The sequence below is a fragment of the Marcopretia estuarina LEGE 06307 genome (assembly GCF_056633115.1).
On sequence record NZ_JBSJOY010000001.1, the window covers coordinates 802,394 to 816,013 of the forward strand.

The window sequence follows — 13,620 nt, forward strand, 5'->3', positions numbered from 1 at the left end:
GCCCGCTGCTTGGGATCAGGCTCGCAGCTGGGCGTCGAACTGCTTCTCGACGGCCTGGCGCACCGCCGCGTGGGCCTGCTCCACCTCCGCTTCGGTGAGGGTGCGGCGCGCATCGCGGTAGCGCAGGCGGAAGGCCTGGCTGGCGGCTCCCTCGGCCACCTGGCTGCCGGCATAGCGGTCGATCAGTTCCGCCGACTCCAGCAACGGCCGGCCGGCCTTGCGCATCACCGTGAGTAGCTGGGCAGCCGTAACGCTGGCAGGGATCACCACGGCCAGGTCACGTTCGGAGGCGGGAACGGTGGGATAGGGGCTGAAGCTGGGCTGCCAGCGGTTGCTGCGGGTGGCCGCGCGCAGCAGCGGCTCCAGCGAGAGCTCAAACAGATGGGTGGCTTCCGGCAGGTCGAGGGCTTCGGCCTGGGCCGGGTGCAGTTGTGCAAACCAGCCCACAGCGCGGCCTTCGAGCACCAGCTCCGCCGCCCGGCCCGGGTGCAGCAGCGCATGGCCCTGCAGGGGGCGGTCGTCGCAGGTCAGCGACAACTGGCCGAGAGCCTGCTGCAGGACACCCCGCGCTTCGTAGTACCCCAACGGCCGGGGCTTGCCGGCGCTGCTCCACAGCTCGGAGCGCCGTTCCCCGCAGATCACCCCCGCCAGCTTCGCCTCGCTGATCACATCGGTGTCGGCGGCATCGCCGTTGGCACGGAACACATGGCCGATCTCGAAGGCCCAGAAGCCTGGCTGTGAGGCCTGCAGGTTGCGGCGTGCCGCCAGCAGCAGGTCGTCGATCAGCGAATCACGCAGGTGGCCGTATTCCGCCAGAAGAGGATTGGCCAGCGCCACCCGCTCTGCCGTCGTCAGCCCAATGCCCCTGCTCACCGGGGCCTGGGCCGGCCCGAGCGACAGCGAGCAGCATTCCTGCAGTCCGGCGGCGCAGAGGCCACGGCGCAACAGACGCTCGGCCTTCTGGGCAGGCTCCAGACCGCCAGGGCAGATCGGGTCCGGCAGATGGCTGGCGAAATGGTCGTAACCCACGAGCCGGGCCACCTCCTCGATCAGATCCACCTCCCGCTGCAGATCCATCGCCCGCGACGGGGGCACGGTGACCCACCAGCCCTCCTCGCTGTCCTCCAGCTGGCAGCCCAGTGCCTCCAGGGTGGCCGTGATGCGTTCATCGGCCAGGTCGTCCGCCATGCCATCAACGAGCACGGGACCCAGCAGCTGGTGCAGGGCATCGCGGCGCAAGGCCAGCGGTGGGCGGGGGTCCACAGGCGCCTGGTGCAGCCAGCGGCCCTGGATCTCGCCGCCGGCCAGCTCCACCAGCAGGGCAGCGGCACGATCCGCCGCCGCCAGGGTGACCTCCCGCGGCAGGCCTTTCTCGAACCGATGGCTGGCATCGGTGCGCAGGCCCACGCTGCGGGCGCTGCGGCGCACCGCCTGGGGCGTGAACACAGCGGCTTCCAGCCAGATGGCGCCGGTGCCGGGGTGCACCGAGGCGTTGCTACCACCGATCACCCCCGCCAGGGCCACCGGCTGGTTGGCGTAGGTGATGAGCAGGGCTTCGGGGGTGAGGCGATGGCTGCTGCCATCAAGCGCCTCGAAGGCTTCGCCGTCGCCTGCCTGACGCACGCCGATGGCGCCGGGGTCGGCGCTGGCAGAGCCTGCCGGGCCGAGCAGGGCGAGCCGCTCACTGTCGAAGGCATGCAGGGGCTGGCCAAATTCCAGCATCACCAGATTGGTGACATCGACCACGTTGTTGATCGCCCGCAGGCCGGCCCGCTCCAGGCGCTGCTGCAGCCACTCCGGCGAAGGCCCGACCTTCACGCCGGTGAGGGCCGTGAGGCTGTAGAGCCCACCGGCTTCGATCGCGGCGCCGTCAGCGGCTGCCACCGGCAACGGCACGGCGGTCACCTGCGGAGCCGGCGCTGTGAGCGTGAGCGCTGCGCCGGTGAGGGCCGCCACCTCACGGGCGATGCCCTGCATCGAAAGCCCATCGGGGCGGTTGGCGGTGATCGCCAGCTCCAGCACCTGGTCGTCAAGACCGAGGCTGGGTCCCACCGGGGTGCCCAGGGGCGGCACGTCGCTGAGCAAATCGTCGAGCACGGCGATGCCATCGCTGCTTTCGGGCAGTCCCAGCTCCCGCAGCGAGCAGATCATGCCGCTGCTGGCCACGCCACGCAGTTCGGCGGGTTTGATGGTGAGATCCACCGCCGGCAGGTGGGCGCCCACCAACGCCACGGGCACATGGATTCCGGCCCGCACATTGGGGGCGCCGCAGACGATCTGCAGCAGGTCGTCGCCTGGAGCGGCCGAGAAACGCACCCGGCAGACGCTGAGCTTGTCGGCGTTGGGATGGGGGCTGCGCTCCTCCACGAAGCCCACCACCACGCCGGCGGCGCGGGCAGCAAGATCCTCGATCGCATCGACTTCAAAGCCGGCCATCGATAGACGTTCGGCCAGTTCAGCGGCGGGCATGGAGCAGGCCACCAGCTCCCGCAGCCATTGGAGCGAGACCTGCATCGAATCCACGGCGTCCAGTCGCCGAGATCCTAATGACCGGCCCGGTGCAGGCCGGAGAGTATGCTGTTCAGCTGTCAGCTCGCCTCGCTTCAGCGGCGCACGTCCTTCCATGGCAAAGAACAAGGGCGTCCGGCTCGTGATCACTCTTGAGTGCACCGAATGCCGGTCCAACCCCGCCAAGCGGTCTCCTGGTGTGTCTCGTTACACCACCCAGAAGAACCGCCGCAACACCACCGAACGGCTCGAATTGAAGAAGTTCTGCCCTCACTGCAACAAGAGCACGAACCACAAGGAGATCAAGTGAGTGAGGGCTGGCGGTGATGACCGCCAGCCCCACAGCTTTTCCTCTCCCCACGTCTTCTTCCTTTCTGCCCTTCCCCATGTCCAGCTCCTTCTTCAAGAAGCGTCTTTCGCCGATCAAACCCGGCGATCCGATCGACTACAAAGACGTCGATCTGCTCAAGAAGTTCATCACCGAACGCGGCAAGATCCTGCCCCGCCGGCTCACCGGGCTCACCGCCCAGCAGCAACGCGACCTCACCAATTCCGTGAAGCGCGCCCGCATCCTGGCGCTGCTTCCCTTCGTGAACCCCGAGGGCTGAGTTCGCCTTGGCGTTTCAGCCCGGCGACCTGGTCGGTCTGAACGGCTCCAGGGGGCCTGAGCTTGCCGTCATCGACACCCTGTCCGGCAGCAAAGCGGCCCTGCGGGTCGGCTTTGAGGCCAGACGCCAACAGGTGCCGTTGCGTGAGCTTGATCCCCTGGTGTCGTTGCCAGGCACCTTCAACCCGCCCGCCTCTATGGTCGCCCCCCCCTGGGGGCTCACAGCGGAGCTGCTGCAACAGCAGCGGCCCTCCAGCCGTGATCTCGGCGCCGCTTGGCTGCTGCTCAGTGAGCCGGCGTCGCCTGCCGCCGCCGGGGCTTCTTCCCATGGCGCACCTCCTGCGGCCATGCCACTGGAGGAGCTCGTGGCCCTGGTGGCCCCTGCCGACACACCGGCGGCTCGAGCCGCCTGCTGGTTGGTCCTGCAGCACCAGGAGCAGCACTTTTTTCGCTGGCGCCACGGCGCGGTTCAGCCCCGCACGCTGCGGGATCTCCGCCAGCTGCGCCGGGAGCGTCACCTCGAACGCCTGAGCCGGCTGCGCGAACAGCGCTGGCAAGCCTTGCTGCAGCAACGTCAGCCGCTCGATCCGAGCAGCCTCGACGCCCAGGCCCGTGCCCAGCTCGACCACCTGCTGGCCCTGGCCGGCGGGGATACCACCACGCCGTTGCCGGTGGCCCTGCGCCAGGCCCTGCACGGCGCCCACTGCAGTGCGGAGCCGGGGGCGGTGCGACGCCTGCTGGTGGATCTGGGCCAGTGGGAGCCCCACGCACTCCCCTCGCTGCAGCGCACCGTGTGGGAACAGGGCTTCGTGCCCGAGCTGCTGGCCGAGGCCGAGCGGTTGATCGCTGCCGCCGCTGACCCGCAACCCGGCGACGACCAGCGCCGCGACCTCACCACCCTGCGCACCTACACCCTCGACGATCCCGACACCCTGGAGATCGACGACGCCCTCTCCCTGGAGCAGCTGGGCGATGGCCGTCAGCGTCTGTGGGTGCACATCGCCGATCCTGGGCGGCTGGTGCCACCGGAGTCGCCCCTGGATCTGGAGGCACGACGCCGCGCCTCCAGCCTCTACCTGGCCGACCGGGTGGTGCCGATGTTTCCCTTTCCTCTGGCCACCGGCCCCTTCAGCCTGCGCCAGGGTCACCGTTGTGCCGCCTGGAGCACCGCGATCGAGCTGGATGACGAAGGTGCAGTGGCTGCCGTGGAGATTGTGCGCAGCTGGGTGCTGCCCACCTATCGCCTCTCCTACGCCGACGGCGATGCCCTGATCGAACTGGCTCCAAAGGAAGAACCGGATCTGGCCAGCATCGACGCCCTGCTGGAGCGCCGTCGCCGCTGGCGTGTGGCCCAGGGTGCCCTGCAGATGGAGCAACCGGAGGGCCGCATCCGCGCGGTGGACGGCCAGACAAGCGTGGAGATCACCGACCCGAGCCCGGCCCGGGCGCTGGTGGCCGAAGCGATGATCCTCAACGGCGCCGTGATCGCCGCCTATGGCGTGAGCGAGGGTCTGGCCCTTCCTTACCGGGGCCAGCCCAGCGCCGAGCTGCCACCCGCTGCCCAGCTGGAGGCCCTGCCCCCTGGTCCGGTGCGACACATGGCCCTGCGCCGCTGCCTCACCCGGGGTGTCACCGGTGTGCAGCCCTGCCATCACTTCAGCCTCGGGCTGAGCGCCTACGTGCAGGCCACCTCACCGATCCGTCGCTACGCCGATCTGGTGGTGCAACGCCAGCTGGCGGCCCATCAGCAGCACCAGCCGCCCCTGGATGGAACCGACCTCGGCGCCCTGCTCGATCAACTCGATCCGCCGCTGCGGGAGGGGGTGCAGATCAGCCGCGAAGACCAGCGCCACTGGCAGCAGGTGTGGTTTGAGCAGCACCCCCAGGAACGCCTGGAGGGGGTGTTCCTGCGCTGGCTGCGGGAGCAGGACCGGCTGGGCCTCGTGCATCTCGAAGCGCTGGCGCTGGACGTGGCTGCCCGCTGCCCCGCCTCCGCCGAACCTGGCACCACCCTCACCGTGCACGTGCAGATGGTGGATTCGCTGTCGGATCTGCTGCGCCTCGAGGCGCGCTGAGGGGGCCTCAGGCGATGGCCAGCGCAGGCGTCAGTCTGCGACGAGCCGTGACACCCGCAGCCAGGGCCCCCAGGGATTGGCGCAGCCGATCAGCTGCACCGTGCGAGGTAGCTCAACAGCGGCCAGCCAGTGGTGCAGACCGGGTTCGAGCGTGATCACAGGCCAGGGGCGCTTGCCGGTGTCGAGGAGAAAGCCGCCGTTGCCATCGCTCTGCAGGCTGCCCTGGAACAGGCGTTCGTGGGGCTCCGCTGGGGCAACACCGGGATCCGTTGGCGCGGCGCCAAGCAGCTCGCCGCCAGGCGACAGGCGCTCGGGCGCGGCCAGCGCCGCGTGCTGGCGCAGGCGCCACTCGGGGTGATGCCAGGGGGTGTCCCAGAGCGGTAGCGGCCCGGCAGGCGCCTGCGGGTCGTTGATCAGGGCCTCCTGCAGCTGGCGCACCGGCAGCTCGGCCGGCAGCAGTGCGTGGGCCACGCACAACGCCGCCGCCGCTCCCGCCGCCTGGCCGATGTTGAGGATCAGCGGCTGCAGCCGGGTGGCGCCGTTGGCCATGTGGCTGGTGCTGAAGGACTTGTCGGCGGCCAGCAGGTTGTCGAGGTCGGCGCACACCAGTGCGCCATAGGGAATCGTGAAGGGGGTGCCGCTCCAGCGTCCGCCCCAACGGCAGCTCTTCGGGGCCAGGGGCCAGTCAGGGCCGGGGTAGTGGTGATCGTTGGGGTAATTGCCCACGGCAATGGAGCTGATCGTCCCGTCTGGGCCTGTGGCCAGCGGGGCCAGGCGTGCCTCGGCTGTGCCGCCGGCGCAGGCCTGGGGCAACAGATCCCCTTCAGTGACAGTGGCCAGACCGTGCAGGCGACGGCCCTCGCGCCAGTAGGGCATCAACGCCAAGGCCGAGGAGCCCTGCAGGGCCGCCCCTGCCGCCGCCTCCGGGAACACCGCCGCCGTCTTTACCCAGCCGTCACTGGCTTCGCCCAGGGCCGCCGCAAACGCGAGGCTGTGGGCCCGCATCTCCGCCTGCAGCGCCTGCTGCTGCTGCGGATCGGCGCTGAAGGCCCGCTCCAGCCCGTCGTGCCAGTCATTGCCGTGCAAGGGCCAGTTCAGCATCACCAGCCCGCCCGGCAGGCGCCCATAGGTGAGCGTGCGCAGCAGGCCGTGGGCCTCGGTGGAGCGCGCGAAGGGTGGGGCCGGCGGCCGGCCGGAGGGGCAGGGGCCCTGCCCGAGCTGGCCCAGCACCACCCAGGTGGGCGACTGCACCGGCTGCCGTTGGAAGAAGGCGTCGTTTTCCAGCTGTTGCTGTGGCGGAGCGCTGGGTTCTCCCCACTGTTCGCGGGGTTCCCAGCCGCAGCGGAACGGCACCTCCGCCAGGGGCAGCAGATCGCCTCGGTCGCTGCCATCGATCAGCACCTCCAGAGCGATCGACTGGGGCTCGTGCTCCCGCTCGATCTCCACGGCGGTGACCCGCCGTCCCTGGCGCCGTACGCCGCGCAGCGTGCAGCACGGCCACCAGCGCAGGCGCGGTTCTGCCGCCACCCAGCCGCGCAGGATCCGTTCGGCCGTGGCCGGCCGCCAACCGAAGCAGCTCACCCAGTTGTGATCGAGCCCTTCGGCTTCCGCCTGCTGCAAGGCCCGCAGCAGCGCCCCCCAGAGACCGGTCTGCCAGGGGGTGAGCTCATTGCCGTCGGGCGCGCAGACCCCTGCAGCGCTCACCATTCCCCCCAGCCAGCCGCCGGGGGTGAGCAGCAGGGTGTCGGCGCCGGCGCGGGCCGACTGCAGCGCCGCTGCCACGCCGCCGCTGCCACCGCCCCAGACCACCACCTGGGCTTGTTCCGCTGCGGCGCCCATCAGCGGCAACCGGGCAGCGGGAGGCGGTCACACAGAAGCGAGGCCATCGGCGGCAGGGCGGCTGGTGGGGAAAGGTTGTCAGAGTGCCCGAAAGTGCTGAGGCACCGCTGGCAGGAAGGCCGGCGCCAAGAGACGCTCGGTAGGATCCGTCGCCGGCGCAGGGCCGCTTTGGCGGGCCAGCGAGCCCTTGATCCCCGCCGAATGACTTACACGCTCACCACCCCCCTTTACTACGTCAACGACAAGCCGCACCTCGGCAGCGCTTACACGACCCTGGCCTGTGACGCCCTGGCCCGTTTCCAGCGCCTCCAGGGGGAACGGGTGATCTTCATCACCGGCTGCGACGAGCACGGCCTGAAGATCCAACGCACCGCCGAGCAGGCCGGGCTCACCCCCCAGGCTCACTGCGACCGCGTCAGCGCCCAGTACAGAGAGCTGTGGCAGGCGTGGGAGATCAGCAACGACCGCTTCATCCGCACCACCGATCCACGCCATCGCCAACTCGTGGATCAGTTCTTCTGGCGGGTCGAGGCCGCCGGCGACGTGGTGGAGGGCCGCCAGCAGGGCTGGTACTGCGTGGCCTGCGAGGAATTCAAGGACGAGGCCGCCGGTGCCGATTCACCCAACTGCAGCATTCACCACCGCCCGCTCGAGTGGCGCGATGAAACCAATCTCTTCTTCCGGCTCTCGCGCTACCAGCAGCCGATCGAGGAGCTGATCCGCCGTCCTGGCTTCATCGCCCCGCCCGGCCGGCAGAAGGAGGTGGAGAACTTCGTGCAGCAGGGCCTGCGCGATTTCTCGATCTCCCGCCTGAACGTGCCCTGGGGGCTGCCGGTGCCGGGCCATGAACCGCAGACGTTCTATGTTTGGTTCGATGCGCTGCTGGGCTACCTCACCGCCCTGCTGGAGCCGGGTGATGCCCCCGATCTCGATCTCCTCAGCCAGCGGGGCTGGCCGGCGTCGGTGCATGTGATCGGCAAGGACATCCTGCGGTTTCATGCCGTCTACTGGCCAGCGATGCTGCTGTCGGCTGGCCTGCCGCTGCCCGAGCGGGTGTTCGGCCACGGCTTTCTCACCCGTGAAGGGCAGAAGATGGGCAAGTCGCTGGGCAACGTGCTGGATCCCGCCACCTTGCTGGAGCGCTGTGGGCCCGATGCGGTGCGCTGGTATCTGCTGCGGGACATCGGCTTCGGCGACGACGGCGACTTTCAGCAGCAGCGCTTCACTGACTTGGTCAACAACGACCTGGCCAACACGATCGGCAACCTGCTCAACCGCACCTCCTCCATGGCGCGTCGCTGGTTCGCCGAGGCTGTGCCGCCGGTGAGCAGCGCCGTCACCGATCAGCATCCGCTGGCCCTGGCCAGCGCGGAGGCCACGCAGCGGGTGATGGCGGCACTGGAACGGCTTGATTTCCGCGCGGGGGCGGAGGCGGCGCTGCAGCTGGCGGTGGCCGCCAACGGCTACCTCAACGAGCAGGCCCCCTGGAGTCGCATGAAACGGCAGGAGGGGGTGGAGCAGGTGGCGGATGATCTCTACGCCGTGCTCGAGGCTGCCCGGATCGTGGCCCTGCTGATCGCCCCTTTGCTGCCGGATCTGGCCGGGCGCATGCTGGTCCAGCTGGCGCAGGCCCCCGTGCTCAGCGGTGCGCCTGAGCCGGCGCCCGCCGGCGACCCCGCCAATCCGCCATGGAGCGAACGGCTGCGCTGGGGTGGCTTAGTGGCGGGCACACCCCTGCCTGAGCCGGCGCCGGTGATGGCCCGCCTCGAGCTGGAGGAAGCGCTTTGATCGCTCCCCGCTCCACACGCCGCAGCGGCCTTCTGCTGCTGGTGCTGCTGCTGGGGGTGCCGTTGTTCGGTTGTGCGCGCAGCGCCAGAACGCCGGCCAAACCGCAGCCGTTCGTGTTCCGCGCCCTCAACCTCCGCCAGCAGGATGCCAAGGGGCGACCCAGCTGGGAGCTGACCAGCCCTGAAGCCCGCTACGACCTGCAGCGCCGCGTGGCCACCGCCAGGCAACCGCGCGGTCTGATCTATGCGGCCGGCAAGCCGCGCTACCGCATCCAGGCCGGCAGCGGCACCGTGATCAACGACGGCGAGGTGATCCAGCTGGAGGGGAAGGTGAGCATCGTGGTGATCGGCCCCCAGGGCGCCACGATCACGGGCGATCGCGTCCGCTGGACGCCAGCCCGCTCCCTGATTGAGATTAGCGGGAGGCCCGTTGCCACCGACCGCTCCACCCGCCTGACGGCGGAGCGCGCCCGTTTCCTGATCGCCGAAGACAAGCTGGAACTGCGCGGATCTCCCCGTCTGCTCCAGCCGGGCCTCAACCTGCTCACCCGCGAAGCCGACTGGTATCCGCCGAGCGGCAATCTGAAGGCGGCCGGGCCGGTGCTGGCGCTGAGGCAGCAGCCCGGCAAGCCCGCCCAGCGCCTCACCGCATCAGCACTGGAGGGCAACACGCGCGAGCAGGTGTTCGACGGGATCGCGCCGGTGCAGTTCCTTGACCCCGCCGCCAAGACGGAGATCGCCGCTGGGCGAACCCGCTGGAACCTCGAGAAGCAATGGATTTCCAGCGCCGAACCCTTCACGGGCCGCTTCGATCAGCTCACGGTGCGCGGCAAGGCACTGGAAGCGAATCTGGCGGACACCACGGCCTTCATCCCCGCCGGCTGCGATGTGCGCCAACCAGGCGAGTGGTTGCAGGCCAACGTCTGCCGGTGGAACTGGACCTCGAAAGAGGTTCAGGCCCAGGGGGCCGTGCGGCTGGAACGCGAGGCGAACCGGCAGATCACCCGCAGCGAGGCGCTCAGCGGCCAGGTGGGCAAAGACGGCACCGTTGAGTTCGTCAGTCCGGGGGCGCGGGTGTTCACCGAGCTCACGGTGCCGCCACGGGCGCCGGGCCCGGCGCGGAAGCGTCCTCCAGTGTCGTTCTGAGCTTGCGGGCCCAGCCCTCCAGCCACAGTTCATCGGCGCGGCAGAAGCATCGTGGCGACCAGCCCCCCACCAGCAGCCAGCCCACCGCACCGATGGGTTGCACAATCACGGCTGGCGTGCCCAGCGGCAAGCCGGTGAACTCCTGGCGGCCGGGATAAAGGCGCAGGTCCACCAGCGAAACGCAGCGCTCCGTCCGTCGGGCCCGCTCGCAGATTGCACCCGGGAAGAAGGGCTCTTCGGCCAGCACCCCGCGGCGCAGAACCACCCGGCCCTGCCAGAACAGCAGCACGCTGGCGGCGGGCGTGGCGGTGAGCAGCATGTGGCTGCCCCAGGCGAGTTCCTGCCGGGCCAGGGGCGGGAGGGCCTCATCAAGTTCCAGCCCCTGGGGCCCGGGCAACTCCACCCGCTCCGGTGCCGCCGGCAGGGCCCGCGTCCAGAGCACGGCCACCAGCATCAGGCCCACCGCCATCAGGCTGGCGAGCACGGCTGCCCGCTCCAGAGCGGGAGAAAGGTCGGGTGCCGTGAGCTGGTTGAGCAGGCAGAGCAGCAGGCCGAGCACTCCGGCAGCCAGGCAGAGCCGTGCCGGCGGCGGGAGACCGGCCATGGGATTCTGGCGATTGGAATACGAACGCTGACACATCAGGGCGCGACAGCAGGGCCTGCGGGCGGCAGACTGACAATCACAACTGTGAGGCCCGGTCTTTGCGTCTGCCGCTGCGTCTACTGGCTGCCATCACCGTGTTGCTGCTCCAGTTCCTGCCCGTAGCGGCGGCCTGGGCCGTCGGAGCCAGCGCCTATCCCGCTCTGCCCCAGCAGCACCTGATCGATCCCGCCGAGCTGTTCAGCAGGGCCACGGCGGTGGAGCTGGAACGCCGGCTCAAGGAGCTGCAGGCCGATCACATCGAAGCCCGCCTGGTCACGGTGCAGCGCCGCGACTACGGCCTCGATCTCGAGACCCTCGGCCAGCAATTGATCGACCGCTGGTCCACCGCCTCCAGCGACGACTCCTCCCAGCTGATCCTGCTGATCGATTCTCAGACGAACACTGCCGCCGTGGTGGCCAGTGACACCCTGCTGGACCAGCTTCCTGAATCCCTGCTGCGCAACACCGCCGATCGCACCATGGCGATTCCAATCCGGCTGGGATCACGCTACCGCCAGGCCTCACTCGATGCCCTCGACCGCATCACGGCCGTGCTGGCAGGCGGCGAAGACCCTGGCCCGCCGCTGGAGCAGGTGATCGTGCCGGTGGAGTCGAACATCCCCACCCAGGAGGAAACGGCCTCCAGCAATGGTTTCACCTGGATCGTCGTGCTGTTGGTGGTGGGCACGGTGGTGCCGATGCTCACCTGGTGGGTTTTCTCCCGCTGAGCACCCATGGGTCTGACCGACTGGATGGGAACCTTCGGGAAGGCCCGCACCAAGGATCTGCGCAGCAATCTGGAGCGCGCCTATGAGGCCGCCCTGCTGATCCAGAACATTGAGCTCGAATACTTCAACGACCGCCCTGTGCGGCCGGAGCTTGAGCTGAGCATGCCGGCGTCGGTGCAGGCGCAGATGATGCGGCGGTTTCGCAGTTCACTGGAGCTGTGCCGGCAGGTGGTGGAGGAACTCCAGCCCCGCCGCCACGAACTCGATCCCCAGGAGCTGCGGCAGTTCCAGCTGATTGAAACAGTCGAGGGGCGCTACTCCAACCGCAAGCCGCTCTCCACCCTCACCCGCTCGCCGGAGTTGTTGCCCCGCAGCCTGATGGGGTTGATGGAGAAGGTGCGACGGCAGCTGGATCCCCAGGCAGAGGCCACCGTGGTGGCTGGCTTTCGCCGGCGCCGCGATTCCACGCTGGTGTCGCTGCGCATCCTGCTGCTGCTGGTGCTGGTGCCGCTGCTGATGCAGCAGGCCAGCCGCACCTTCGTGATTTCGCCCTTGGTGGATCGCTTCGCGCCCGACGTGCCCTTCCTCACTTACCCCAAGCCGCAGCTTGAAGAGGCGGCTGTGGAGAAGCTGCGTGTGTACAAAGCGGAGCTGGAATTCGATGCTCTGCTCAAGGGCGAAGACCTCCCCGATCCGGCGGCGATGCACAAGGCCCTGGCCAGCCGCGCCGCCGAACTGAAGGAAGAAGCGGATGGACAGAGCACCCTGGCGATCAAGAACGTGCTCTCCGATGCCTTCGGGCTGCTCAGTTTCGGGCTGGTCTGCCTGCTGGCCCGTGAGGACATCCGGGTGCTGCGCGGCTTTCTGGACGAACAGGTGTATGGCCTGAGCGACAGTGCCAAGGCCTTTGCAATCATTCTTTTTACCGACATCTTCGTGGGATTTCACAGCCCGGAAGGCTGGACTGTGTTGCTCGATGGTGTAGCCACCCACCTGGGACTACCGGTGAGAGAGAACTTCGTGATGCTCTTCATCGCCACCTTCCCGGTGATTCTGGCCACGATCTTCAAGTATTGGATTTTCCGCTATCTCAACCGTGTGTCCCCATCTTCTGTGGCCACGCTGCGCAACATGAATGGCGGGGGCTGACGCCATGCTCACCCTGGTGACCGGTCCGAGCCGGAGCGGCAAGAGCCGCTGGGCCGAGCACCTGGCCCTGCATTCGGGCCGGCCGGTCACCTACATCGCCACCGGCCCCCGCCTCGAGGGCGATGCCAGCTGGAGCGAGCGGCTGGCCCTGCACCGCCGCCGCCGGCCGGCCGACTGGCCCACCTGGGAGGTGGAAGGGCAGCTCAGCGCCGCGCTGGAGCGGGCGCCCGCTGAGCGACTGCTGCTGATCGACTCGCTCGGCACCTGGCTGGCGCACCACCTCGAACTGGACACAGGCGCCTGGGAGCAGGAACAGCAGCATCTGCTGTCGGCGTTGCAGCGTTGCCGCGCCGCCGCGCTGATCGTGTCTGAGGAGACTGGCTGGGGTGTGGTGCCCCCCACGGCGATCGGCGGGCGCTTCCGGGATCGGCTCGGGGCGCTGCAGCAAGAGCTGCTGCCCCGCTGCAACGAGGCGTGGCTGGTGGTGCACGGGCGGGCGATCGATCTGCTGCGGCTGAGCAGGCCGGTGCCGGAGCTCTGAGCCATGCCGCGGGTGGTGCTGTTTGAGCCGGAGATCCCGCCGAACACCGGCAATGTGGCGCGCACCTGTGCGGCCACCGGCTGCGAGCTTCACCTGATCGAACCGCTGGGCTTCCAGATCGATGACCGGCAGCTGAAGCGGGCGGGCCTGGACTATTGGCCCTGGGTACAGCTGCACCGCCACGCCAACCTGGTGAGCTTCGAGCAGCACCGCCGCAGGTGCGGTGGGCGCCTGGTGGCCTTCAGCAGCCAGGTGGACCAGCCGTACACCTCCTTCGCCTTCCGAGACGACGACTGGCTGCTGCATGGGCGTGAATCGAGCGGCCTGCCGCCGGATGTGCTGGCCGCCGCCGATGCCCGGCTCACCGTGCCGATGCCGGGCTCGGTGCGCAGCGGTGGTGGGGTGCGCAGCCTCAACCTCTCCGTGGCCGCCGCCGTGGTGTTGTTTGAGGCCATTCGCCAGTTGGGGACAGGGATCTCCAGCACCGCCAGGGACGCTTGAACCCCGTTCGCTCCGGCCTTCAGGTTGTCTAAAGGAGTTCAGGCCGCTACTGTCGGCGCGACCCGGGGGGTGGCGGCTTCTCCACCGGGTTTTGTC

The 13,620-nt window shown here is 69.2% G+C and carries 12 protein-coding genes; 9 read left to right on the forward strand and 3 right to left on the reverse strand.

The window, feature by feature from the left end; translation table 11 throughout:
* Positions 1–15: 15 nt before the first annotated feature.
* Positions 16–2,514 (reverse strand): phenylalanine--tRNA ligase subunit beta, encoded by a 2,499-nt coding sequence (gene pheT, locus ACWJI3_RS04075; RefSeq protein ID WP_480202943.1) that lies wholly within the window; start codon positions 2,512–2,514, stop codon positions 16–18.
* A gap of 109 nt (positions 2,515–2,623) precedes the next feature.
* Between pheT and rpmG the strand changes: the two genes are divergently transcribed.
* The 3 genes from rpmG (at position 2,624) to ACWJI3_RS04090 (ending at position 5,190) form a co-directional block, all read left to right on the forward strand.
* The gene (gene rpmG / locus ACWJI3_RS04080) at positions 2,624–2,818 is read left to right on the forward strand and encodes a 50S ribosomal protein L33 (protein WP_094512862.1); all 195 of its coding nucleotides are present in this window, start codon (positions 2,624–2,626) and stop codon (positions 2,816–2,818) included.
* Positions 2,819–2,894: 76 nt separating this feature from the next.
* Positions 2,895–3,116 carry a 30S ribosomal protein S18 gene (rpsR, locus tag ACWJI3_RS04085; RefSeq protein WP_094512863.1) on the forward strand — a complete coding sequence of 74 codons (222 nt, stop codon included), beginning with the start codon at positions 2,895–2,897 and terminating at the stop codon, positions 3,114–3,116.
* Between the two features lie 7 nt (positions 3,117–3,123).
* Complete coding sequence (locus ACWJI3_RS04090) at positions 3,124–5,190, forward strand: RNB domain-containing ribonuclease (RefSeq protein ID WP_480202944.1); 2,067 nt, start codon at positions 3,124–3,126, stop codon at positions 5,188–5,190.
* Positions 5,191–5,220: 30 nt separating this feature from the next.
* On the opposite strand, the gene ACWJI3_RS04095 is transcribed toward ACWJI3_RS04090, so the two are convergent.
* Entirely contained in the window at positions 5,221–7,029 is a 1,809-nt protein-coding gene (locus ACWJI3_RS04095; RefSeq protein ID WP_480202945.1) for an FAD-dependent oxidoreductase, read from the reverse strand.
* A 201-nt stretch (positions 7,030–7,230) separates the two neighbouring features.
* Between ACWJI3_RS04095 and metG the strand changes: the two genes are divergently transcribed.
* Positions 7,231–8,817, forward strand: a complete 1,587-nt coding sequence (gene metG, locus ACWJI3_RS04100; protein WP_480202946.1) for a methionine--tRNA ligase — start codon at positions 7,231–7,233, stop codon at positions 8,815–8,817.
* Positions 8,814–9,962, forward strand: a complete 1,149-nt coding sequence (lptC, locus tag ACWJI3_RS04105; RefSeq protein ID WP_480202947.1) for an LPS export ABC transporter periplasmic protein LptC — start codon at positions 8,814–8,816, stop codon at positions 9,960–9,962. The genes metG and lptC overlap by 4 nt, the downstream gene beginning before the upstream one ends.
* On the opposite strand, the gene ACWJI3_RS04110 is transcribed toward lptC, so the two are convergent.
* Positions 9,904–10,566 (reverse strand): cofactor assembly of complex C subunit B, encoded by a 663-nt coding sequence (locus ACWJI3_RS04110; protein WP_158217467.1) that lies wholly within the window; start codon positions 10,564–10,566, stop codon positions 9,904–9,906. The genes lptC and ACWJI3_RS04110 overlap by 59 nt on opposite strands.
* A 98-nt stretch (positions 10,567–10,664) precedes the next feature.
* On the opposite strand from ACWJI3_RS04110, the gene psb32 reads away from it, so the two are divergent.
* The 4 genes from psb32 to ACWJI3_RS04130 are packed head-to-tail and all read left to right on the forward strand — an operon-like array spanning position 10,665 to position 13,524.
* On the forward strand, positions 10,665–11,333 hold the full coding sequence (gene psb32 / locus ACWJI3_RS04115) for a photosystem II repair protein Psb32 (RefSeq protein ID WP_480202948.1): 669 nt from the start codon (positions 10,665–10,667) through the stop codon (positions 11,331–11,333).
* 6 nt (positions 11,334–11,339) lie between these two features.
* Complete coding sequence (gene pxcA, locus ACWJI3_RS04120; protein WP_094512867.1) at positions 11,340–12,482, forward strand: proton extrusion protein PcxA; 1,143 nt, start codon at positions 11,340–11,342, stop codon at positions 12,480–12,482.
* Complete coding sequence (gene cobU, locus ACWJI3_RS04125) at positions 12,469–13,023, forward strand: bifunctional adenosylcobinamide kinase/adenosylcobinamide-phosphate guanylyltransferase (RefSeq protein WP_094512868.1); 555 nt, start codon at positions 12,469–12,471, stop codon at positions 13,021–13,023. The genes pxcA and cobU overlap by 14 nt, the downstream gene beginning before the upstream one ends.
* A gap of 3 nt (positions 13,024–13,026) precedes the next feature.
* Complete coding sequence (locus ACWJI3_RS04130; RefSeq protein WP_094512869.1) at positions 13,027–13,524, forward strand: tRNA (cytidine(34)-2'-O)-methyltransferase; 498 nt, start codon at positions 13,027–13,029, stop codon at positions 13,522–13,524.
* Positions 13,525–13,620 lie beyond the last annotated feature (96 nt).